22 protein-coding genes are annotated in these 22898 nt (G+C 68.9%); 17 read left to right on the top strand and 5 right to left on the bottom strand.

Annotation, left to right across the window (positions count from 1 at the left end; genetic code table 11):
* Nucleotides 1–4: 4 nt before the first annotated feature.
* The 3 genes from ACAM42_RS00855 to ACAM42_RS00845 all read right to left on the bottom strand — a co-directional run bounded on the left by ACAM42_RS00855 (nucleotide 5) and on the right by ACAM42_RS00845 (nucleotide 3304).
* Complete coding sequence (locus ACAM42_RS00855; RefSeq protein WP_159278961.1) at nucleotides 5–355, bottom strand: hypothetical protein; 351 nt, start codon at nucleotides 353–355, stop codon at nucleotides 5–7.
* 101 nt (nucleotides 356–456) lie between these two features.
* Nucleotides 457–1626, bottom strand: coding sequence for an ABC transporter substrate-binding protein (locus tag ACAM42_RS00850; RefSeq protein ID WP_095747388.1), 1170 nt, complete (start codon nucleotides 1624–1626; stop codon nucleotides 457–459).
* Between the two features lie 85 nt (nucleotides 1627–1711).
* Nucleotides 1712–3304: a phospholipase D-like domain-containing protein gene (locus tag ACAM42_RS00845; protein WP_369630840.1), complete on the bottom strand. Its 1593-nt coding sequence runs from the start codon at nucleotides 3302–3304 to the stop codon at nucleotides 1712–1714.
* A gap of 96 nt (nucleotides 3305–3400) precedes the next feature.
* Here ACAM42_RS00845 and ACAM42_RS00840 point away from each other — a divergent pair, with 96 nt between their 5' ends.
* On the top strand, nucleotides 3401–4630 hold the full coding sequence (locus tag ACAM42_RS00840; protein ID WP_062470462.1) for a nucleoside recognition domain-containing protein: 1230 nt from the start codon (nucleotides 3401–3403) through the stop codon (nucleotides 4628–4630).
* 6 nt (nucleotides 4631–4636) lie between these two features.
* Here the strand turns inward: ACAM42_RS00840 and ACAM42_RS00835 are convergent, their stop codons facing one another.
* Entirely contained in the window at nucleotides 4637–6637 is a 2001-nt protein-coding gene (locus ACAM42_RS00835; RefSeq protein ID WP_369630839.1) for an alkyl/aryl-sulfatase, read from the bottom strand.
* Nucleotides 6638–6760: 123 nt separating this feature from the next.
* Between ACAM42_RS00835 and ACAM42_RS00830 the strand changes: the two genes are divergently transcribed.
* The 5 genes from ACAM42_RS00830 (at nucleotide 6761) to ACAM42_RS00810 (ending at nucleotide 10679) form a co-directional block, all read left to right on the top strand.
* Nucleotides 6761–7675 carry a LysR family transcriptional regulator gene (locus ACAM42_RS00830; protein WP_369630838.1) on the top strand — a complete coding sequence of 305 codons (915 nt, stop codon included), beginning with the start codon at nucleotides 6761–6763 and terminating at the stop codon, nucleotides 7673–7675.
* Nucleotides 7676–7725: 50 nt separating this feature from the next.
* Nucleotides 7726–8235 carry a flavin reductase family protein gene (locus ACAM42_RS00825; protein ID WP_369630837.1) on the top strand — a complete coding sequence of 170 codons (510 nt, stop codon included), beginning with the start codon at nucleotides 7726–7728 and terminating at the stop codon, nucleotides 8233–8235.
* A complete protein-coding gene (locus ACAM42_RS00820; RefSeq protein WP_369630836.1) occupies nucleotides 8232–8747 on the top strand; it encodes a BON domain-containing protein in 516 nt (171 codons plus the stop codon). The genes ACAM42_RS00825 and ACAM42_RS00820 overlap by 4 nt, the downstream gene beginning before the upstream one ends.
* Nucleotides 8748–8829: 82 nt before the next feature.
* Nucleotides 8830–9738 (top strand): DMT family transporter, encoded by a 909-nt coding sequence (locus ACAM42_RS00815; RefSeq protein WP_062470449.1) that lies wholly within the window; start codon nucleotides 8830–8832, stop codon nucleotides 9736–9738.
* The gene (locus ACAM42_RS00810) at nucleotides 9735–10679 is read left to right on the top strand and encodes a glutaminase (protein WP_369630835.1); all 945 of its coding nucleotides are present in this window, start codon (nucleotides 9735–9737) and stop codon (nucleotides 10677–10679) included. Before ACAM42_RS00815 ends, ACAM42_RS00810 begins: the two co-directional genes overlap by 4 nt.
* Before the next feature lie 7 nt (nucleotides 10680–10686).
* Here ACAM42_RS00810 and ACAM42_RS00805 read toward each other — a convergent pair whose 3' ends face one another.
* On the bottom strand, nucleotides 10687–11676 hold the full coding sequence (locus tag ACAM42_RS00805; protein ID WP_369630834.1) for an NAD-dependent epimerase/dehydratase family protein: 990 nt from the start codon (nucleotides 11674–11676) through the stop codon (nucleotides 10687–10689).
* A 95-nt stretch (nucleotides 11677–11771) separates the two neighbouring features.
* On the opposite strand from ACAM42_RS00805, the gene ACAM42_RS00800 reads away from it, so the two are divergent.
* From ACAM42_RS00800 to ACAM42_RS00750, 11 genes are all read left to right on the top strand, one after another.
* Nucleotides 11772–12728, top strand: coding sequence for a LysR family transcriptional regulator (locus ACAM42_RS00800; protein ID WP_369630833.1), 957 nt, complete (start codon nucleotides 11772–11774; stop codon nucleotides 12726–12728).
* The gene (locus ACAM42_RS00795) at nucleotides 12729–13226 is read left to right on the top strand and encodes a hypothetical protein (RefSeq protein WP_062470438.1); all 498 of its coding nucleotides are present in this window, start codon (nucleotides 12729–12731) and stop codon (nucleotides 13224–13226) included.
* Between the two features lie 400 nt (nucleotides 13227–13626).
* Entirely contained in the window at nucleotides 13627–14820 is a 1194-nt protein-coding gene (urtA, locus tag ACAM42_RS00790; protein ID WP_369630832.1) for an urea ABC transporter substrate-binding protein, read from the top strand.
* A gap of 5 nt (nucleotides 14821–14825) precedes the next feature.
* Nucleotides 14826–15728: an urea ABC transporter permease subunit UrtB gene (urtB, locus tag ACAM42_RS00785; protein WP_062470432.1), complete on the top strand. Its 903-nt coding sequence runs from the start codon at nucleotides 14826–14828 to the stop codon at nucleotides 15726–15728.
* Nucleotides 15729–15731: 3 nt separating this feature from the next.
* Nucleotides 15732–16784: an urea ABC transporter permease subunit UrtC gene (urtC, locus tag ACAM42_RS00780; RefSeq protein WP_369630831.1), complete on the top strand. Its 1053-nt coding sequence runs from the start codon at nucleotides 15732–15734 to the stop codon at nucleotides 16782–16784.
* A gap of 14 nt (nucleotides 16785–16798) precedes the next feature.
* The gene (gene urtD, locus ACAM42_RS00775; protein WP_369632836.1) at nucleotides 16799–17581 is read left to right on the top strand and encodes an urea ABC transporter ATP-binding protein UrtD; all 783 of its coding nucleotides are present in this window, start codon (nucleotides 16799–16801) and stop codon (nucleotides 17579–17581) included.
* Nucleotides 17582–17599: 18 nt separating this feature from the next.
* Complete coding sequence (gene urtE, locus ACAM42_RS00770; protein ID WP_369630830.1) at nucleotides 17600–18289, top strand: urea ABC transporter ATP-binding subunit UrtE; 690 nt, start codon at nucleotides 17600–17602, stop codon at nucleotides 18287–18289.
* A gap of 43 nt (nucleotides 18290–18332) precedes the next feature.
* Nucleotides 18333–19370, top strand: coding sequence for an aliphatic amidase (locus ACAM42_RS00765; RefSeq protein WP_307582648.1), 1038 nt, complete (start codon nucleotides 18333–18335; stop codon nucleotides 19368–19370).
* An 11-nt stretch (nucleotides 19371–19381) separates the two neighbouring features.
* Complete coding sequence (locus ACAM42_RS00760; RefSeq protein ID WP_369630829.1) at nucleotides 19382–20392, top strand: alpha/beta fold hydrolase; 1011 nt, start codon at nucleotides 19382–19384, stop codon at nucleotides 20390–20392.
* On the top strand, nucleotides 20389–21207 hold the full coding sequence (locus ACAM42_RS00755; RefSeq protein ID WP_369630828.1) for a CbbQ/NirQ/NorQ/GpvN family protein: 819 nt from the start codon (nucleotides 20389–20391) through the stop codon (nucleotides 21205–21207). The genes ACAM42_RS00760 and ACAM42_RS00755 overlap by 4 nt, the downstream gene beginning before the upstream one ends.
* Entirely contained in the window at nucleotides 21204–22841 is a 1638-nt protein-coding gene (locus ACAM42_RS00750; protein ID WP_369630827.1) for a nitric oxide reductase activation protein NorD, read from the top strand. The genes ACAM42_RS00755 and ACAM42_RS00750 overlap by 4 nt, the downstream gene beginning before the upstream one ends.
* The last annotated feature ends 57 nt before the right edge of the window (nucleotides 22842–22898 follow it).

Genomic DNA, 22898 nt, shown 5'->3' with positions numbered 1-22898 from the left:
ACCGTCAGGCCAGCAGGCCGATCCGCCGGGCGCCGACAAAGAAACGCCACGACGCCAGCCCGCCGGCAATGAGGCTCACGCCCCACGACAGCCACACGCAGGTGTAGAGGATGAAGGCCAGGCCGACGTCCACCACGGGCGCCAGGAAGGTCGTGTCCTTGCCGAACAGCACATGGGTGCCCAGGCCCCACCACACGAAGTACGGCAGCACGGCCAGGCACAGGCCGTAGACGAGGCTGGCCACCAGCGGGCCGAGGTGCTCGCGCAGCACGGCCCAGCGCACGAGGAAGAACAGGGCCAGGTCCAGCAGCACCAGGGCCAGCAGGCCGAGGCCCAGGATGAGTTCGAGGGTCATGGCCGCACTGTAAGCACGCCGACCCGCGACAGGGCCGCGCGTGCGCCGGCGTACCGGCAGGCGCTACCGTGCGCCGCAGCGCGCGGTACGCCTCGACCGCATCAGCTCAGCATCTGCCCGCGGCTGCCGATCACGGCCACGTCCACGAACTGGCCGCCTTCGCGGTTGGAGCGGCCGTAGTTGATCTTCACGCCGCCCAGGTCGAAGTTCTCGATGCTCGCCATGCCGCCGAGCACGGCGGCGCGCGTCGGCGCGGGGCCGGCGCGGCGCAGGCCTTCGGCCAGCACGGCGGCGTTCATGTAGCCCTCCAGGCTGGTGAGCGAAAAATCCTTGGTGCCGTTGGCCACCATGTCGGCCTGGTAGCGGCGCACGATCTCGAACTTGGTCGAGTACGGCGACGGCACCACGATCACGAAGCCCAGGCCGCGTGCCAGGTCGCCCATGGCCGACAGCGCGCTGGCCGTGATCGACAGGCCGTAGGCCGAGCTGCTGTTGCCCGCGCCGCGCAGCGCCTTCAGGAACACCGGCGCCGTGCCGGCCAGGCCGACCACCACCACCTGCGGCTTGGCCTTGGCGATGGCCTCGGCGGCCGGGCCCACTTCCATGCTCGTGGTGTTGGGCGTGGTGGCGATCACCGCCGGTTCCAGCTTGGCCTTGGCCAGCGCGTTCTTGAACGCCGCCAGCACCGACTGGCCCAGCGGGTCGTTCGAATGCACGAGGCCGATGCGGGTCTGGCCCAGCACGGCGGCCGTGCTCACCAGCTTGTCGACCTCCTGGTCGTAGTTGGCGCGCACCCAGAAGGTGTTGGGCGAGGTCTTCTTGCGCAGCGCGATGGTGCCGGTGATCGGGCCGACCACGGCCATGCCGGGCACTGCGTCCATCACCTCGGCAGTCTGGCGCGTGCCCAGCGGGTGCACCAGCGCGAGCACCGAGCCGTCTTTTTCGAAAGCCAGCGCGTTGGCCTTGGCCACCTCGGGCTTGAAGGTGTCGTCGGCCATCACGAGCTCGACCTTGCTGCCGTGGATGCCGCCGGCCTTGTTCAGCGCGTTGAAGAACGCGGTGGAGCCCTGGTACAGCCCCTGGCCGTTGGCCTTTTCGACGCTGCTGTTGTCGAAGGTCGTCCCGATGCGGATCGCACGGTTCTGCGCGAACGCCGGAAATCCCAGCCCGACGCCGGCCGCGGCGGCCGTCGTGGCGGCCAGCCCGGAAAGAGCGCGGCGGCGGCTGGTGGAAAGCGGCGCGGTCGACTCGCGCGGCACGGGGACGGTCATGATCAAAGCCTCCAATAGTCGGTGACAAAAGTTCACATTTCAAACAGAAATGTAACGCACCTCACTGGATCGGTCATGACAAACCCTAGAGCAGCTCCTCGCCCACGATGGGTAAAAGCAACCAGTTCTTGAAGCGCAGCCAGAGGAATTCCCCCGGTTCGTCCTCGTGCACGATGTCGCCGCCGGCGTCGTCGTATTCGAGCCACTGCACACGCCGCCCGCCCGGCGCGAGCCGCAGCCGGTAGCCCAGGTTGACGCGCTCGCCGTTCATGAGCTTGTCGTAGTCCTGCACCAGCCGCGGGCTGTCGATCACCAGGCCCATCTCGGTGTTGACGGCGGCCGAACGGTGGTCGAGGTTCATCGAGCCGACAAAGAAGCGCTCGTCGTCCACGATGGCCAGCTTGGCGTGCAGCCGGCTGATCGACTTGCCGAAGTCGCCGAAGCGCCCCGAGCGCCCGGTGAGCGTGGGCGCGATCTCGTAGATGGTGACGCCGATCTTCAGCATGTCGGCGCGGTAGCGCTCGTAGCCCGCATAGGCCAGCGGTTCGTCGGTGGCGCCCAGCGAATTGGTGACCACCGTGATGCGGCCGCCGCGCTCGATGGTCGCCTTCATCATCGCCATGCCGCGCGCACCCGGAATGAAGTACGGCGAGCCGATCTTCACCTCGTGCTTGGCCGCCTGGATCACGCCGAGCGCGCCCTCGGTCACGCTGCCGCCGTAGGCCGCCTCGGCCTTGCGCGTGATCTTGTCGGGGTCGTCCACGAACAGCGTGGCCGGGGCCCAGTAGCGGTCGATGCGGCCGGTGGTGAGCTGCTCGCCGAGCGGCGACTTGTTCAGGATGTCGCGCTGGCGCATGGGCACGTCGGGCACGGCCGCGCGCGCCAGGGTGTCGAAGCGCCGCTGGGCTTCTGCCACCGGCACGCGCCGCGGCGCGATGCGCTCGATGGGCCAGGCGTGCTCGCTGTTCCAGTAGCGGTCGAAGCCCTCGGACATGCGGCGCACGATCGGCCCGCTGGAGAGCACGTCCATGTCGATGAAGTTCGCCGCCGTGCTGCGCATGAAGTACTCGTTGGCGATGTTGCGCCCGCCCGAGACCGCAAAGCTGTTGTCGGCCACCAGCAGCTTGTTGTGCATGCGGTGGTTGATGCGCCCGAAGTCGCCCAGCGAGAACAGCAGCCGCGCGGCCAGCGAGCCGGCGCGCGAGGGCAGCGGGTTGAACAGCCGCACCTCGATGTTCGGGAAGGCCGAGAGGCTGCTGAACACCTCGTCCTCGCCCGCCGTGTACAGGTCGTCCACCAGCAGCCGCACGCGCACCCCGCGCGCGGCGGCCTCGCGCAGCTCCTTGAGGAACAGCAGGCCGACGTCGTCGTTGCTGATCAGGTAGTACTGCACGTCGAGCGACTTCTGCGCATGTCGCGCCAGCGAGATGCGCGCGTCGAACGCGAACGCCGCCTCGGGCAGCAGCCGGAAGCCCGACAGCCCCGCCGCCCCGCCCTGCGGCGCGTCCTGGGCGGCCAGCCGGCCCAGGTCGGTGTCGGCCACGTCGGTGATCGCGCTCGTGAGCACCGGGTGCGGCTGCGGCGGCGGCAGGCTGGCGCAGCCCGCGAGCCAGGCGAGGGCCAGCCCGCTCGACACCAGGGCGACAAAGCGACGAAGGCGGAACAGGGCGGCGGCCATGGGTCGCACTGTAGCGCCGCAGAGCCCGGCCGGGGCGGCATGCCGCCCTATGATCAACGGCACACACGGCAGCCAACGAAAAGAAGGAAAAAACGCGTGCTCAATGGGTTGTGGCTGGGGTTCTTCGGGATGGCGGCGCTCGCAGCGCTGGGACGGTGGCTCGTCGGCGGCGACCCGACCGTGTTCGCGGCGCTGGTCGAAAGCCTGTTCGCGATGGCGCGGCTGGCCGTCGAGGTGATGGTGCTGCTGTTCGGCACGCTCACGCTGTGGCTGGGCTTCCTGCGCATCGCCGAAACCGCCGGCCTCGTCGGCTGGCTCGCGCGCCTGCTCGGGCCGCTGTTCCGGCGCCTGATGCCGGGCGTGCCGGCGGGGCACCCGGCGCTGGGGCTCATCACGATGAACTTCGCGGCCAACGCGCTGGGGCTGGACAACGCCGCCACGCCGATCGGCCTGAAGGCCATGCGCGAGCTGCAGCGCCTGAACCCCGACCCCGTGACGGCCACCAACGCGCAGATCCTGTTCCTGGTGCTCAACGCCTCGTCACTGACCTTGCTTCCCGTCACCATCTTCATGTACCGGGCGCAACAGGGCGCGAGCGACCCGACGCTGGTGTTCCTGCCGATCCTGCTGGCCACGAGCGCCTCGACGCTGGTGGGCCTGCTGTCGGTGGCGGTGGTGCAGCGCCTGCGGCTGTGGGACCCGGTGGTGCTGGCCTACCTGGTGCCCGGCGCGCTGCTGCTGGGCGGCTTCATGGCGCTTTTGGGCACGCTGTCGGCGGCGGCCATCGCCTCGCTGTCGTCGCTGCTGGGCAACCTCACGCTGTTCGGCGTGATCATCGTGTTCCTGGCGGCCGGCGCGATCCGGCGCGTGAAGGTCTACGAGGCTTTCGTCGAAGGCGCGAAGGAAGGCTTCGACATCGCGAAGCACCTGCTGCCCTACCTCGTCGCGATGCTGTGCGCGGTGGGCGTGCTGCGCGCCTCGGGCGCGCTCGACTTCGCGCTCGACGGCCTGCGCTGGCTGGTGCAGGCGGGCGGCTGGGACGCGCGCTTCGTCGACGCCATGCCCACGGCGCTCGTCAAGCCCTTCTCGGGCAGCGCGGCCCGCGCGATGCTCATCGAGACCATGAAGACCCAGGGCGTCGACAGCTTCCCCGCGCTGGTGGCCGCCACCATCCAGGGCAGCACCGAGACCACGTTCTACGTGCTGGCGGTGTACTTCGGCGCCGTGGGCATCCAGCGCGCCCGGCACACCGTGGCCTGTGCCTTGCTGGCGGAGCTGGCGGGGGTGGTGGCTGCGATCGCGGTCTGCTACTGGTTCTTCGGCTGAGCCCGCTTACTTGCGGGGCTCGACCACCGGGAACATCAGGTCGAAGTTGTCGAGCATCCCGAACAGCTCGCCCAGCTTCGCCCGGTTGCCGTCGATCTTCACGAGCCCCGACTGCACCGCTTCCGGAAAGGTCGTCTGCTTCAAGGTGATTGCATCGAGCGTCGCCCGGCTCAACGTGACCGTGGCGTCCGCGCCGGCCGCCTGCTGGTTCTTCACGTGCGTGAGCGCCGAGTTCTCCAGCGTCAGCACGAACTTCTGGTTCGAATCGGTGAAGTTCCAGTTGACCACCATCGTCTTGCCTTCGGCCTTGGCCGCATCGAGCCGCACGCCGAGGAAGTCGAAGAAGAGCTCGTTGCTCACCGCCTTCAGCGTGTCGCCGTTCGCGCTGCTGCCGCCCGGGATCTTCGGCACGCCGTTGCGCAGTTCCATCGCGCCCACCAGGTAGGCGCTGCGCCAGGTGCCTGCCTCCGACTGGTAGCCCAGCTGCTCCAGCGCATCGGCGCCGAGTTCGCGCGCCGCGCGGTTCGCCGGGTCGGCGTACACCACCTGGCTCATCGCGCTGGCCACCCAGCGGTACTCGCCCTTCTTGAAGTCTTCGCGGGCGCGCGCCACCACCGCGTCGGCACCGCCCATGTACTCGACCGTCTTCTTCGCCTGCGCCACCGGCGGCAGCGGGTTCAGGTTGGCCGGGTTGGCGTCGTACCAGCCCAGGTACTTCTGGTAGACCGCCTTCGCGTTGTGGCGCAGCGTGCCGTAGTAGCCGCGCGTGGACCACTCCTGCTCCAGGCTCGCGGGCATGCGCAGCGTCTCGGCGATCTCGGACGCCGTGTAGCCGTGGTTCAGCAGGCGCAGCGACTGGTCGTTGATGAACTTGTACATGTCGCGCTGCTTCTTCAGCAGGTCGACGATGCGTTCGCGCCCCGTGGTGGGCCAGTGGTGCTGCGCGATGAGCACGTCGGCCTTGTCGCCGAAGGCCACGCGGGCCTCGTCGATGTACTTGGCCCACAGGTTGCCGTCGCGCACCTCGGCGCCGCGGATCGTGTACAGGTTGTGCATGTTGTGCGTCACGTCCTCGGCCATGTTGAGCACACGGAACTGCGGCAGGTACATGAGCATCTCGGACGGCGCCTCCGAGCCCGGCACCAGCTGGAACACGATCTGCACACCGTCGATGGTGCGCTCCTCGGTGGTCTTCTCGATGGTCGAGGTGGGCGCGATCAGCGTCACGCTGCCGCGCGCCAGCGCCTTGCCCAGGCCCGTGTCGACCTGGCCGCGCGCGCCCGGCGGCAGCAGCGTGCCGAACTGGTACTGCGAGCGGCGGTTCATCGCATTGCCCGCCAGGATGTTCTCGGCCACCGCCGATTCCATGAAGCCCGAGGGCGCGATCACCTGCACCTTGCCCGCGGCCACGTCGGCCTCGCTGACCACGCCCTTCACGCCGCCGAAGTGGTCGGCGTGGCCGTGCGTGTAGATCACCGTGCCGACCGGCTTCTTCGGGCGGTGCTGGTAGTACAGCTCGAGCGCGGCACGTGCCGTCTCGGCGGCGAGCAGCGGGTCGATCACGATCAGCGAGGTGTCGCCTTCGACGATGGTGACGTTCGCCAGGTCGAAGCCGCGCACCTGGTAGACGCGGTCGGTCACCTTGAACAGGCCGTGAATCGCATTGAGCTGCGCCTGCCGCCACAGGCTCGGGTTGACCGTGTCGGCCGCCTCGTTCGCCTTCAGGAAGTCGTAGGGCTTCATGTTCCAGACCGGGCGCGGGCCGCTGCCGCTCACCAGTGCGTCGGGCACGGTGCCGATGAAGCCGCGCATCGCGTCCTCGAAGTCCTGCTTGTTGGCGAAGGGCAGCGCCTTCGCCATGTCGGCGTTGGCCTTCAGCGTGACGGGCTCGGCCGCCTTGGGCGCCACGATCGGTTGCGCGGTGGCGGTGAAGGCGCAGGCCCAGGCGACGAGGGCCAGAGAGAAGCGGCGGGGCGCGAAAGAAGCGGCAGAAGCAATGCGGGTCATCGATGTCTCGGGGTTGTTGTCTGTCGAACGACGGGGGCACGGGAAGGCAGCGGCCGATTTTCGGAAGCGCCCAACCCCTTGGCAAATGCAAAATGTGCGCTTGCTTTTGAACCGAAACGCAAAATGCAGCTGCGCCACCTCCAGCACCTGATCGCCCTCGCCGAGCAAGGCAGCTTCGGGCGTGCCGCGCAGGCCGTGCACCTGTCGCAGCCCGCGCTCTCGCGCAGCATCGACGCGTTGGAGCAGGCGCTGAAGGCGCGCCTGGTCGACCGCGCCTACGGCACCGTGCGCTTCACGCAGGCCGGCGAGCTGGTGCTGGCGCGGGCCCGCGAGCTGGTCGCCGACGCGCGGCAGATCCAGCGCGAGGTGCAGCAGCTCGAAGGCCTCACGCTCGGCAGCCTCGATGTGGGCCTGGGCCCGTTCGCGGCCGGCCTGCTGGGGCGCGCGGCGCTGTCGCTCATGACGCAGCGCCACCCGCAGCTGCTGATGCGCATGGAAGTGGCCGACACCGTCACGCTCTGCGAACGGCTGCACAAACGCCAGATCGACCTCTTCATCGCCGACACCCGCGACCTGAAGAAACCCTCGGGCCTGAAGCTCGTGCGGCTGCCCAACGTGCCGGTGTCCTTCTTCGTGCGGCCCGGGCACCCGCTGCTCAAGCAGCCGGCGCCGCTCACGCTCGAACAGCTCATGGACTACCCCGTGGCCGGCCCGCATCTGCCCAGCGAAGTGGCCGCGTATTTCGACCGGCAGATCCGCCGCACCGACCGCGGCGTGTTCAACGTGACCTGCGACGACGCCGACACGCTGCGGCACCTCGCGCTCACGGCCCACGCGGTGATCCTCGCGCCCCACGCGCCCGGCCTCACGCCCGAGACCGCCACGCTGGCGCCGCTGCCGGTGGCGGGCCTGTCGCGCATGCGCACCCACTACAGCCTGGTGACGCTGGCGGGCCGCACGCCCTCGGCCGCCGCCACGGTCTATACCCGGCTGGTGACCGAGTTGCTCGGGCCCGCCAAGCAGGCCACCGGGGCCTGAGCCAAAATGGCCCCTTCTCTGCCGCTCACCGCCTTGCCGTCCGTTCTCCCGTGACCACTTCCCGCCGGGCCCAGCCCCCCTCCTTCTCGCCCGGCGAATTCCGCAAGGCACTCGGCATGTTCGCCACCGGCGTGACCATCGTCACCGCACGCGCGGCCGATGGCAGCCTGGTCGGCCTCACGGCCAACTCGTTCAACTCGGTGTCGCTCGCGCCGCCGCTGGTGCTGTGGAGCCTGGCGCGCGCGGCGGCGTCGATGTCGGCACTGCGCGCCGGCTCGCACTACGCGGTGAACATCCTGGCCGCCAACCAGAAGGCGCTGGCGGAGCGCTTCGCCACCAAGAACATCGACCGCTGGGCCGACGTGGCTTACACCGAAGGCCTGGGCGGCGCGCCGGTGCTGCAGGGCGCGGCGGCGAGCTTCGAGTGCTTCAACCGCAGCCGCTACGACGAAGGCGACCACGTGATCTTCGTGGGCGAGGTGGAGCGCTGCACGCACGACCCCGACGCCTCGCCGCTGCTGTTCCACGGCGGGCGCTTCTACACCGAGCACCCGTTGTGAAACACCCCGCGCTGCTGGCCGTCCTGCTGCTCGCCGCGCGGATCGCCACGGCGCAGGGCACGCCCGAGCCGACATCGCCATCGCCGCCGCTGCGGCAGAACTGGTTCGACGACCCCTTCTTCCAGGTCGCCGCGGGTCTGCCGGCCTGCCCCATGCCGCAAGGCCCTTACTACACCGCCGAGGAACGCCGCGCGCAGACCCACTCGCGGCTGGAGCGCGGCACCAGCTGCTGGCTCGCCGGCAAGTGCACCGACAGCAACGCCTACCGCTACGACAAGCCCCTCGCGCCCAAGGTGCGCGCCGCACTGCTCGCGGTGCCGGGCGTGCGCCGCAGCAGCGTGTGGGTCACGGTGCAGCGCCGCTGGGTCTACCTGCAGGGCTGCGTGCCCGACGCGGCCCTGGCCCGCAAGCTCGAGCGCGCGGCGCGCACCGTGGCCGAGGTCGAGACCGTGGTGCCCGACCTGATGGTGGGCACGCGCGGCAAACCGCCCTACCCGCTGGCCGGGCACTGAGCGGCGCCGCACGGTTTCTTCGCCGGCACGATACGATCATCGGATGAATTCGGCGGCCCGTGCCGCCACCGATTGACCGCGAATGATCCAGCGCAAGACCCACCTCGACTCCCTGGCCATCGGCCTGCTCATCGTCTGCTGCGCGTTCTGGGGCCTGCAGCAGATCCTCATCAAGACCACCGTGACCGAGGTGCCGCCGCTGTGGCAGGCCACGGTGCGCATGGTCGGCGCGGTGGCGCTGCTGTGGCTGTGGTGCGCGGTGCGGCGCGTGCCGCTGTTCGAGCGTGACGGCACGCTGTGGCCCGGGCTGCTGGCCGGCCTGCTGTTCGCGGGCGAGTTCGCCGGCATCTACCTAGGCCTACAGCACACCAGCGCCTCGCGGCTCACGGTGTTCCTTTACACCGCGCCCTTCTGGGTCTCGCTGCTGCTGCCGCGCTGGGTGCCGGCCGAGCGGCTGCGCGGCTTCCAGTGGCTGGGCCTGTTCATCGCGTTCGCGGGCGTGGTGCTGGCGTTCAGCGAGGGCTTCGGCCACATGAGCTCGTCGCAGCTCATCGGCGACGGCATGGCGCTGGCGGCCGGCATGCTCTGGGGCCTGACCACGCTCACGCTGCGCACCACGCGCCTGGCCACGGCGAGCGCCGAGAAGACGCTCTTCTACCAGGTGGCCGTGACCGCCGCCGTGTGCCCCCTGCTGTCGCTCGCGCTGGGCGAAACCTGGGGCTTCTCGTACTCCGCCTGGGCCTGGACCTCGATCGGCCTGCAGACGGTGGTCGGCGCCTTCGCGAGCTACCTCACGTGGATGTGGCTGCTGCGGCACTACCCGGCCACGCAGATGTCGTCCTTCACCTTTCTCACGCCGCTGTTCGCGCTGATCTTCGGCGTGGCGCTGCTGAAGGAGCCGCTCACGCTGCAGCTGGTGGTGGCGCTGATCGGCGTGGCGCTGGGCATCGTGCTGGTGAACCGGCGGCCTGCGGTACAACGCCCGGCATGAGCAAGAAACTCCACCGGTTCCAGCCCGTCCTCGACGAGATCGTCGCCACCCTGCGCCTGCAGCTCGGCCAGGGCGGCACCGTGGCCAGCTACATCCCGGCGCTGGCGCGCGTCGATGCGCGGCAGTTCGGCATCGCGCTGCGCACCTGCGACGGCGAGGAAGCCGGCGCGGGCGACTTCGAGACGCCCTTCTCCATTCAAAGCGTGTCCAAGCTCTTCACGCTCACGCTCGCCATGCAGCGCATGGGCGACGCGCTGTGGGAGCGCATCGGGCGCGAGCCCTCGGGCAACCCCTTCAACTCGCTGGTGCAGCTGGAGAACGAGCAGGGCAAGCCGCGCAACCCCTTCATCAATGCCGGCGCCATCGCGGTGGCCGACCGGCTCGTGAGCCAGGCCAAGGCCAAGGGCGGCAGCGCCAAGGCCGACATCCTCGCGCTCATGAGCAGCCTGTGCGGCGAGCGCATCGACTTCGACGGCGAGGTGGCGCAGTCGGAGGCCGACACGGGCTTTCGCAACGTCGCGCTGGCCAACTTCATGAAGAGCTTCGGCAAGATCGACAACGACGTGGCCGAGGTGCTCGACACCTACTTTCACCAGTGCGCGCTGCGCATGAGCTGCCGCCAGCTCGCGCGCGCCGCTGCCTTCCTGTGCCGCGACGGCGCGCACCCGATCCCCGGCGAGCCCGAGGTCACGGGCGAGCGGCAGACGCGCCGCATCAATTCGCTCATGCTCACCTGCGGCACCTACGACGCGGCCGGCGACGTGGCCTTTTCGATCGGCCTGCCCTGCAAGAGCGGCGTGGGCGGCGGCATCGTCGCGGTGGTGCCCGACCAGCTCACGCTGTGCGTGTGGTCGCCGGCGCTCGATGCCACCGGCAATTCGCTGCTGGGCATGAAGGCGCTGGAGATGTTCGTGGCACGCACCGGCCTGTCGGTGTTCTGACCCCCGCTCAGGCCGCGACGGCCACCGGCGCCACAGGCAGGCAGCCCATGCCGTCGAGCGCGGCCTCCACCGCTTCCTCGAGCGGCGTGTGCGGCTCGCGGCCCAGGAAGGCCACCAGCTTCGCGTTGTCCATGCCCACGGGCGTGCGCCACAGGTAGCGCATCTCGCGCAGCTCGCGAAAAGTGACGACGAAGGGCGAGGCCAGCGCCAGCAGCCACCAGGGAAAGGCCGACACGCGCACCTGGGCGCCGGTGCGCCGGGCCACCACCTTGCGGATCGCGTCGCTCATGCGTGTGCCGTCGGCGTCCCAGTGGCCGGCCATGTGAAAGCGCGCGAAGGGCGCGAGCCGGTCGCGCCGCGCCAGCAGCTCGACCATGGTGCGGGCCACGTCCGGCAGGTACGACCACTGGTGGCCCACACCGGGGTCGCCGGGGCGGCTGACGGCCCGGACGGGCTGGCCCGCCTTCACCAGCCCCTGCGAGAACCAGTTGTTGCCGGCCTTCGGGCCGAAGAAGTCGCCGGCGCGCACGATCAGCACGCGCGCGCCCTCGCGGCTGGCTTGTTCGAGGCGCCTTTCCATCTCGACACGGATCGCGCCCTTGGCGGTGAGCGGACGCTGCGGCGAGTCTTCGGCCAGCAGCTGGAAGGCATCGGGGCCGAAGTTGTAGACCGTGCCGGGCAGCACGACGGTCGCGCCCTCGGCCTTCGCGGCGGCCAGGGTGCTGTCGAGCATCGGCAGCACCAGCTCCGACCAGCCGCGGTAGCCCGGTGGATTGACGGCATGCACGATGACCGCGCAACCCTTCGCGGCCCGCCGCACGGCCTGCGCGTCCATCGCGTCGCCGGCCAGCCAGGTGATGCCCTCGCGCTTTCCTTCGACCGCGCCGCGCTTCAGGGCGCGCACCTCCCAGCCCGCATCGCACAGCTGGCGGGCCACCTCGCCGCCGATGCCGCCCGTGGCGCCGAGCACCAGAACCGTGTTGTCGTTGCGTGCCATGAAATGCTCCTGAACAGTGATCGATGGACGAATTCTGGGCAGGATGGGGTTCGAATGGAATTGCCGAACATGCACCACCGACCATACATTTCCGTATGACCTGGAACATCAGCTGGGAGCTGTACCGCTCCTTCCTCGGCGTGCTGCGCGAAGGCTCGCTCTCAGGTGCGGCGCGCGCACTCGGCATCACGCAACCCACCGTCGGTCGCCACGTGGCGGCGCTCGAAGAGGCGCTCGGCGTGGTGCTCTTCACCCGCTCGCAGGTGGGCCTGCTGCCCACCGAGGTGGCGCTGGCGCTGCGCACGCACGCCGAGGCCATGGAAAGCACCGCCGCCTCGCTGCAGCGCGCGGCCAGCAGCCAGGGCGACGGCGTGCGCGGCGTGGTGCGGGTGTCGGTCAGCGAGGTGGTCGCGGTGGAGGTGCTGCCGCCCGTCGTGGCGCGGCTGCGCGAGGCGCACCCGGCGCTGAAGGTCGAACTGGTGTCGACCAACCGCGTACAAGACCTGCTGCGCCGCGAGGCCGACATCGCCGTGCGCATGGTGCGGCCCCGACAGGCGCAGCTGGTGGCGCGCCGCATCGGGAACATCGAGCTGGGCTTCCACGCGCATACCAGCTACCTCGCGCGCCACGGCACGCCGCGCACACCCGACGACCTGGCGGCGCACGCGCTCATCGGCTACGACCAGCCCTCGGCCTTCGTGCGCGAGGCGATCAAGTCGTTCAAGTCGGTCACGGGCTTCACGCGCGACGCCTTTGCGCTGCGCACCGACAGCGACCTCGCGCAGCTGGCCCTCATCCGTGCGGGCGCGGGCATCGGCGTGTGCCAGGTGGGCCTGGCCAAGCGCGACGCCGCGCTGGTGCGCCTGCTGCCGCGCGCGCTCTCGCTGAAGCTCGACACCTGGGTCACGATGCACGAGGACCTGCGCCACAGCCCGCGCTGCCGCGTGGCCTTCGATGCGCTGGTCGAGGGCTTGCAACAGTACGTTGGCACGGCGGCGGCCCCCGCGCCCCGGGCGACAATGCCCCGCGCAAGACCCAACGCTTCTCCCTGAATGACGACGACGACCGATTCCCCCGACCACCTCCCCCTGCAGGAACCCCGCCTCTGGCGCGACGACCTCTGGACCGCCCGCATCATCAAGAACGAGGAAGACGACGGCTGGGCCGTCGAGATGACCCGCCACGGCGACCCCGAGCCCGCGCTCGTCGGCCCCTGGACCATGGGCCGCGACAAGAAGAACCCCAAGCCGCTGGACACCCCCGCCTTCCACACGCTGGTGAAGACCGCCGCCGAGGTGATCCGCCGCCACGAGCAGCAGCTGCACGCCACGCTCAACAAGAGCGTGACGGTCACCGCGCGCAACGACCAGCGCATTCGCGTGGCGCTGTCGATCGTGCCCGACGAAGACAACCCCTCGGCCACGCTCACGGCGTATGACGATGCCGACGATTCGGAACTGGCGAGCGTGAACGTGTCGCCCGCGTTCCGGCTCACGACCTCGAGCGCCACCGCGTGGATCGAGTCGGACTACGCACGCCCGCGCAGCTGATGTGTTCAGGCGCTGCGCGCGAATAGCACACGCGCCGCACTTTCGCCAATTAGCGAAAGAGCGTATGTTCACGCCGGGGTGAGTTGAGAAGAATCCGCCCCAACGAGCAATCGTTCCCAGTCATACGACGCCCGCTGCCAGTGCTGCCAGCGAGGTGTCGGGCAATTAAGCCCGAATCGGTTTCACCACCGGTTCGGGCTTTTTTGTTTTTTCGGTCGCAACAACGCCTTTTCAAAACGGATGCGCGTCATCCGGTGGCGCAGCTTTGCCCGAAGAAAACGCACTGGCAGCACAGCGCTCGTTTGCAGGGGCCGCGCGGCGGGAGGAGACACCCACCACGCGGTTCCGAAGGTCGGATGTTCCTGATGACTCGCACAAAACCAAAGCAAAGGAATTTGACATGACGAACGCTTTCAACCGCCGCCAGATCGTGAAGACCGGCGGCTCGATGATCGTGCTGGGCGCCGCCTCCGGCGTGGCCGGCCTGGCCCGCGCGCAGGACGGCGCCACCGTGAAGCTCGGCCTGCTGCATTCGCTCTCGGGCACCATCGCCATCGCCGAGGCCTCGCTGGTCGATGCCGAAAAACTGGCCATCGAGGAGATCAACGCCGCCGGCGGCGTGATGGGCAAGAAGATCGAGGCCGTGGTCGAAGACGGCGCGAGCGAGAACTCGGTGTTCGCCGAGAAGGCCCGCAAGCTGCTGGAGCGCGACAAGGTGGCGGCCATCATCGGCTGCTACACCTCGGCCTCGCGCAAGGCGCTGCTGCCGGTGCTCAACCAGGCCAAGGGCCTGCTGTTCTACCCGACCTACTACGAAGGCCAGGAGCAGGACAAGCGCGTGTTCTACCCCTCGCAGGAAGCCACGCAGTCGGTGATCGCGGCGGTGGAATGGATGGCGCGCGAGAAGGGCAAGAACTTCTTCCTCGTCGGCTCCGACTACATCTACCCGCGCACCTGCAACAAGATCGCCAAGCCCGCTATCGCGAAGGCCGGCGGCAAGGTGCTCGGCGAGGAATACGCGCCGCTGGGCCACACCGAGTTCTCGTCGATCATCAACAAGATCAAGGCCGCCAAGCCCGACTGCATCTACAGCACGGTGGTGGGCGGCTCCAACGTGGCCTTCTACAAGCAGCTGCGCGCGGCGGGCCTGGACGGTGCCAAGCAGGTGCTGCTGTCGACCGTGGTGTCCGAGAACGAGATCGACGGCATCGGCCGCGACAACGCCGCCGGCTACTACGCCTGCATGGGCTACTTCCAGAGCATCAAGTCGCCGGCCAACGAGAAGTTCGTGAAGGCCTTCAAGGCGAAGTACGGGCAGGACCGCGTGATCGGCGACCCGATGGAGGTGGCCTACAACAGCGTCTACCTGTGGAAGCTGGCGGTGGAAAAGGCCAAGTCCTTCGACGTCGACAAGGTCACGGCCGCCGCCGCGGGCGTGGAGATCGAGGCGCCCGAGGGCACGGTGCGCGTGCACGCCACCAACCACCACGTGTGGAAGAAGGTGCGCGTGGGCCGCGCGCGGCCCGACGGGCAGTTCGACATCGTGTGGGAATCGCCGCAGCTGGTCGAGCCCAACCCCTTCCCGAAGGTCTGAACGCGATGAACTTCGACATCGCGGTGATGCAGGTGTTCAACGGCGTGAGCCTGTTCACCATCCTGCTGCTCATGGCCATCGGGCTGGCCATCGTGTTCGGCCTGATGGGCGTCATCAACATGGCGCACGGCGAGCTGATGGCGCTGGGCGCCTACATGACCTACCTGGCGGCGCGCTTCTTCGCGCACTACGCGCCGGGCTTCATGGACCTGTACCTGTTCGCCGCGATCCCGTTCGCGTTCGCCGTGACCTTCGCGTTCGGCTATGTGCTGGAGCGGGGCTTCATCCGCTTCTTCTACGACCGCCCGCTGGACACCCTGCTGGCCACCTGGGGCCTGAGCCTCATGCTGCAGCAGGCCTACCGCTCGATCTTCGGCGCGCAGGAAGTGAGCGTGCCGCTGGCCTCGTGGCTGGCGGGGGCGTGGGAGCCGACGGCGGGCATCCAGCTGCCGCTGAACCGCATCTTCATCGTCGGGCTCACGGCCCTGGTGGCGGTCGGCGTGTACCTGCTGCTGTACCGCACGCCCTGGGGGCTGAAGGTGCGCGCGGTGACGCAGAACCGCGCCATCGCCGGCGCGGTGGGCATCGACACGCACCGCGTCGACGCGATGACCTTCGCGCTGGGCTCGGGCCTGGCGGGCATCGCGGGCGCGGTGTTCACCATGATCGGCTCGACCAACCCCGGCACGGGCCAGCTGTACATCGTCGACTCGTTCATCGTGGTGGTGTTCGGCGGCGTGCAGAGCCTCATCGGCACCGCGCTCTCGGGCTTTGCCATCGCGCAGTCGCAGACCTGGCTCGAGTACCTCATGAGCGGCTCGATGGCCAAGGCCACGATCCTGCTGCTGGTGATCGCGGTGCTGTACTTCCGGCCCAACGGCCTGTTCGCCACGCGGTCGAGGAGCTGAGGCATGCACGGTCTTTCTCCTCAACGCAAGCGCGACATCGGCGCGCTGCTCGCGGTGCTGGTGCTGCTGGCGGTGGTGCTGCCGCTCTCGCTCGACCCGTTCCGCCTGAACCTCGTGAGCAAGTACCTGGCCTTCGCGTTCGTCGCGGTGGGCGTGGTGCTCACCTGGGGCTACGGCGGCGTGCTGAGCCTGGGCCAGGGCATGTTCTTCGGCCTGGGCGGCTACATGATGGCGATGTTCCTCAAGCTCGAAGCCTCGGCGCCCGAGCTGCCGGACTTCATGGTGTGGAGCAGCGTCGAGCAGCTGCCCGCGTGGTGGCAGCCCTTCCACTCGCTGGGCTGGACGGTGACGGGCATCCTCGTCGTGCCCGCCGTGCTGGCCTACGTGTTCTCGTACGCGATCTTCAAGCGGCGCGTGAGCGGCGTGTACTTCGCGATCGTCACGCTGTCGCTGGCGCTCACGCTCACGGTGGTGGTGGTCGGCCAGCAGGGCGACACCGGCGGTGCCAACGGCATCACCGATTTCCGCACGCTGCTGGGTTGGGACATCGCGGGCGATGAAGCCAAGCGCACGATGTACTTCGTCGAGGTGGCGGCCATTGCGCTCGTGATGATGGTGTCGCTCGCCATCGTGCGCAGCCGCTTCGGCAAGCTGCTGATCGCCATCCGCGACAAGGAAGACCGTGTGCGCTTCAGCGGCTACAACACGGCGCACATGAAGGCCTTCGTGTTCGCGGTGGCCGCCGTCTTGTCAGCCATCGGCGGTGCGTTCTACAGCCTGCAGGTGGGGCTGATCGCGCCGGGCGTGATCGGCGTCGTGGCCTCGGTCGAGATGGTGATCTACGCAGCGGTCGGCGGGCGGCTGTCGATCCCGGGCGCGGTGATCGGCGCGCTGCTCATCGGCTTCCTCAAGTCGTACCTGTCGGAGACCTTCCCCGAAGGCTGGCTGTACGTGCTGGGCGCGGTGTTCATCCTCGTGGTGTGGGCCATGCCGAACGGGCTCGCGGGCCTGGGCGAGAAGCTGCTGCGCCGCCGCAGCGCGGAGGCAACGCCATGAATGCCACGATGACGATGCCCAACGGCGGCCTGCCGCAAGCGGCCGCGGCGTTCTCGCACTCGAACGAGCAGATCCTTCGCGTGGAGGACCTCACCGTCTCCTTCGACGGCTTCAAGGCCGTGGACGGCCTGAGCCTCTCGGTGGAGCGCAACGAGCTGCGCGTGATCATCGGCCCGAACGGCGCGGGCAAGACCACGCTGCTGGACATGATCTGCGGCAAGACGAAGCCGAGCGCCGGCCGCGTGCTCTTCAACGGCCAGGACCTCGGGCGGCTGAACGAGTACGAGATCGTGCGCGCCGGCGTGGGCCGCAAGTTCCAGACGCCCTCGGTCTACGAAGACCTCACGGTGCTGGAGAACTTCGAGATCTCGCTGCCTCGCATGCACGGCCTGCTGCAGTCGCTGACCTTCCGCCGCACGCCGGCCGTGCGTGCGCGCATCGACGCGATGGCCGAGCAGGTCTTCCTGGCCGATCGCCTGGGCCACCGCGCCGGGCAGCTCAGCCACGGGCAAAAGCAGTGGCTCGAGATCGGGATGCTACTGATGCAGGAGCCCGAGTTGCTGCTGCTCGACGAACCCGTGGCCGGCATGAGCCCACGCGAGCGCGAGCAGACGGGCGACCTGCTGCGGCGCATCTCGGCCGGCAAGTCGGTGGTCGTGATCGAGCACGACATGGACTTCGTCAAGCGCATCGCGCACCGCGTCACGGTGCTGCACCAGGGCAAGTTGCTGAGCGAAGGCACGGCCGCCGAAGTGCAGGCCGACCCGCGCGTGATCGACGTGTACCTCGGCCATTGAGAAGAAGGAGAAACCCAGATGCTTGAAGTCTCCGATCTCAACGTGGCATATGGCGAATCGCACGTCATCCGCGATGTGTCGCTGCGCGTCGCGCCCGACGAGGCGGTCGCCATCATGGGCCGCAACGGCATGGGCAAGACCACCTTGCTGAAGTCGCTCATCGGCCTCTTGCCCGCGCGCGGTGGCCACATCCGCCTGGGCGGCACCGAGCTCACGACGCTGCCCAGCTACCAGCGCGTGGCGCAGGGCCTGGCCTTCGTGCCGCAGGGGCGCATGGTGTTCCCGTTCCTCACGGTGGAGCAGAACATCCTGTCGGGCGCCGCCAGGTCGGGCCACCGCACGGTGCCCGAGTACCTCTACACCTTCTTCCCCGTGCTCAAGAACATGAAGCAGCGCAAGGCCGGCAACCTCTCGGGCGGCCAGCAGCAGATGCTGGCGATTGCGCGCGCGCTCATCTCGGAGCCGAAGGTGCTGATCCTCGACGAACCCACCGAGGGCATCCAGCCTTCGATCATCAAGGAGATCGCGCAGACGCTGAACGTGCTGCGCGCCGAGCGCGGCTTCGCCGTCGTGGTGTCGGAGCAGGTGCTGAGCTTCGCGCTCGACCTGGCCGACCGCTTTCTCGTCATCGACCGCGGCCGCATCGTGCACGACGAAGCGCGCGCCACGCTCGACCAGGACAAGGTCAGGTCTTTCCTGACCGTGTGAGCCCTTCCTCTTTTTCTTCAACCACCCCTTCAGGAGCAGCGTCATGAGACATGGTGATATTTCGAGCAGCAACGATTGCGTCGGCGTCGCGGTCGTCAACTACAAGATGCCCCGCCTGCACACCAAGGCCGAGGTGCTGGACAACGCACGCAAGATCGGCGAGATGCTGGTTGGCATGAAGAAAGGCCTGCCGGGCATGGACCTGGTGATCTTTCCCGAGTACTCCACGCACGGGATCATGTACGACGCCAAGGAGATGTACGACACCGCGTCGGCCATCCCCGGCGAGGAGACCGCGATCTTCGCGGACGCCTGCCGGCGCGCCAACGTGTGGGGCGTGTTCTCGCTCACCGGCGAGCGCCACGAGGAGCATCCGAACAAGGCGCCCTACAACACGCTGATCCTCATGAACAACCAGGGCGAGATCGTCCAGAAGTACCGCAAGATCATGCCGTGGGTGCCCATCGAGGGCTGGTACCCGGGCGACTGCACCTACGTGAGCGAAGGCCCCAAGGGCATGAAGATGAGCCTGATCATCTGCGACGACGGCAACTACCCCGAGATCTGGCGCGACTGCGCGATGCGCGGGGCCGAGCTCATCATCCGCTGCCAGGGCTACATGTACCCGGCCAAGGAGCAGCAGATCATGGTCTCCAAGGCCATGGCCTTCATGAACAACACCTACGTGGCCGTGGCCAACGCGGCCGGCTTCGACGGCGTGTACTCGTACTTCGGCCACTCCGCGCTCATCGGCTTCGACGGCCGCACGCTCGGCGAATGCGGCGAGGAAGAGATGGGCATCAACTACGCCGAGCTGTCGATGGGCCTGATCCGCGACGCGCGCAAGAACGGCCAGTCGCAGAACCACCTGTTCAAGCTGGTGCACCGCGGCTACACCGGCACCATCAACTCGGGCGACGGCGACAAAGGCGTGGCGGCCTGCCCCTACAACTTCTACACGCAGTGGATCAACGACCCCGAGGGCACGCGCGAGAGGGTGGAGTCGTTCACGCGCAGCACGGTCGGCACGCCCGAGTGCCCGATCGAGGGCATTCCGAACGAACCGGCCAAGCACCGCTGAAGCACCGCCCCATGGACCACGACATCTTCGAACTCGGCGATGTCGCGCTGCAGCGGGGGGCCACCCTGCGCGGCGCGAAGCTCGCCTACAAGACCTACGGCACGCTCAACGCCGACAAGAGCAACGCCATCGTCTACCCGACCTGGTACTCGGGCCAGCACTACGACAACGAATGGCTGATCGGCCCGGGCATGGCGCTGGACCCCGAGAAGTACTTCATCATCGTGCCGAACATGCTGGGCAACGGCCTCTCTTCGTCGCCGAGCAACACGCCCGAGCCGTACAACCTGTCGCGCTTTCCGGACATCACGCTCTACGACAACGTCACGCTGCAGCACCGGCTGGTGACAGAGAAATTCGGCATCGAACGCATCGCACTGGTGGTCGGCTGGTCGATGGGCGCGCAGCAGACCAACCAGTGGGGCTGCCTGTACCCCGACATGGTGAAGCGCATCGCGCCCTTCTGCGGCTCGGCGAAGACAGCACCGCACAACATCGTGTTCCTCGAAGGCGTGAAGGCCGCGCTCACGGCCGACGTGGCATGGAACGGCGGCTGGTACACCACGCAGCCGAGCAAGGGCCTGCGCGCGGTGGGCCGCGTGTACGCGGGCTGGGGTTTGTCGCAGCCCTTCTACATGCAGCAGCTGTGGCGTGAGCTGGGCTTCAGCTCGCTCGAAGACTTCCTGGTCGGCTACTGGGAAGGCTTCTTTTTGCAGAAGGACGCGAACAACCTGCTCGCGATGCTGTGGTCGTGGCAGCACGGCGACATCAGCGACAACCCGGTGTTCAAGGGCGACATCAAGAAAGCACTGGGCGCCATCCAGGCGCGCGCGCTCGTGATGCCGGCCGAGCGCGACCTGTACTTTCCCGTGGCCGACAACGAATGGGAGGTGTCGCACATGCCGAACGCCGAGTGCCGCCCGATCCCGGGCGTGTGGGGCCACTTTGCCGGCGGCGGCAGCAGCCCGGTCGACACCCGCTTCATCGACAACGCCCTCAAGGAACTGCTCGCCACGCCATGAACGCCCCCGTCCACGATCCGCTCGCCAGCTACCGCATCGAGACCGAGCCCTTCTACCGACCCGCTGGAAACGAAGTGGCGCTCTATGAACACGCCTATCGCCACCGCATGCCGCTGATCCTGAAAGGGCCGACCGGTTGCGGCAAGACGCGCTTCGTGGAGCACATGGCGTGGTCGCTCGGGCGGCCGCTGGTCACGCTCGCGTGCAACGAGGACATGACGGCGTCGGACCTCGTGGGGCGCTACCTGCTCGACGCGAACGGCACGGCCTGGCACGACGGGCCGCTGACGCTCGCGGTGCGCCATGGCGGCATCTGCTACCTCGACGAGGTGGTGGAGGCGCGGCAGGACACCACCGTGGTGATCCACCCGCTGACCGACGCGCGCCGCATCCTGCCGCTGGACAAGAAGGGCGAGCTGGTGCACGCGCACCCCGACTTCCAGCTGGTGGTGTCGTACAACCCCGGCTACCAGAGCAGCGCCAAGGACATGAAGCCCTCGACGCGCCAGCGCTTCGCCGCGCTGGAGTTCGACTACCCCGACGGCGCGCTCGAAGCGGAGATCGTCGCGCACGAGGCCGGCGTCGGCATCGAGCTCGCCACGAAGCTGGTGGCCATTGCGCACTGCTCGCGCGAGCTCAAGCACCGCGGGCTCGACGAGGGTGTGTCGACGCGCATGCTGATCTACGCGGGCGTGCTGATCCGCGACGGCGTGTCGCCGCGCGACAGCTGCGACATGACGATGACGCGCGCCCTCACCGACGACCCCGACATGGCGAGCGCGCTGCAGGGCTTTGTCGAGGCGCAGTTCGGATGAACGACGGGCACGGCGCCCTCTCGCTGCTGGCGCGCGGGCTGGCCGGCGTCGATGTCGACGTGCAGCCGCTGGCCGGCGCGCGTGCGGTCCTCGCGGGGCGCCGGCTGCTGCTGCCCGAGGGCGATGAGGCCGTCCGCCTGCACCGCGCGATGGTCGCGCATGCGGTCGCGCACCTGCGCCACTCGACGCCCGCGCGGCCGGCGCGCACGCTCAAGCCGATGGGCATCGCGGTGGTCTCGGCCCTGGAAGATGCGCGCGTCGAGCGGCTGCTGTGCCGCGACTTTCCCGGCCTGCACGGCTGGTTCACCGCCGCGCTGCCGCCCGCGCCCGATCCGCTCGACCTGCGCTTTGCCGCGCTGGTCGCGCGCATGGACCGCGTGCTGCTGCTCACCGAGGCACAGGACGACAACCACTGGGTGAACAAGGCGCGCCGCCTGTTCGACGAGACCGTCGCGCGCGCGGGGCTGGAGGACTACGACGCCTTCCGTGCCGTCGCCTCGATCCTCGCCAACGACCTGGGCCAGATGCGCGTGCGCTTCGAGCCGCAGGACTACGCCGTGCCCGCGCCCTGGCGCGACGACAACAGCTACCTGTGGGATTTCGGCGAGGCCGAGACGCCGCCCGACGACGCCATCGCGCTGCAGCAGACGGGCGTGCGGCTACCGCCACCTTCGTCCGATGCACCGAACGAAGGCAGCGAAGCCCCGCCCGAAGGCATCGCCGACATGGAACTCGGCCGCTTCACCTACCCCGAATGGGACCGCACGCAGGAGCGCCTGCGCCCCGAATGGTGCACGGTGATCGAGAAGCTGCCCGCGTGGCAGGGCCTGGGTGCGGCGGGCACTCCAACAGCGGCGGGCAACGAGCGCATCGTGCCGCTCGCCCTGCCCCGCGCACGCCACCTCGACCGCACGCACCGCCTGCGCCGGCAGTGGGAAGGCGACGACATCGATCTCAACGCGGCCATCGAGGTGCTGGTCGATCGCCGCCTGCGCCTGCGGCCCGATGCGCGGCTGTTCATGCGCCCCGGCAAGGGACCGCGCCCCTCGAGCGTGCTGGTGCTGCTCGACCTGTCGGAGTCGGCCAACGACGCGGGCCACGGCGATGGCGCCGTGTCGCTGCTCGACCTGGAGAAGCAGGCTGCGCTGCTGCTCGCCGCCTCGAACGCGCGCGGCATCGACCGGCTCGCCATCCACGGCTTCTCGTCGAACACGCGCGCCGAGGTGTACTACTACCGCCTGCTCGAGTTCGGCCAACCGCTGGCTGCGCCCTCGCGCGCGATGATCGGCGCGGTGCGCGGGCGCTACTCGACGCGCATGGGCGCCGCGCTGCGCCATGCGGCCTCGCACCTGCAGGCCGAGCCGGCCGGGCCGCGCGCGATCCTGCTGGTGACCGACGGCGCGCCTTCGGACATCGACGTGCACGACCCGAAGTACCTGATCGAAGACGCCCGCCAGGCCGTGGCCGAAGCGCGCGACGCCGGCGTGCGCAGCGCCTGCATCGCGGTGGACGGCGCGGCCGACGCGTACGTGCGGCGCATCTTCGGCTGGCGCAACTATTGCATCGCCGACGACGCGCGCAGCCTGCCCGCGCGGCTGGCCCGCATGAGCACGCGGCTGGCCGCCGCCCATTGACCGACCGAATGAAGAAAGCCAGGGAGGAGCACACAATGAGGGCCCACACATCCAGGA

The organism is Variovorax sp. V35, assembly GCF_041154465.1.
Lineage (GTDB): Bacteria > Pseudomonadota > Gammaproteobacteria > Burkholderiales > Burkholderiaceae_C > Variovorax > Variovorax boronicumulans.
This window is presented reverse-complemented; position numbering and strand designations above follow the sequence as displayed.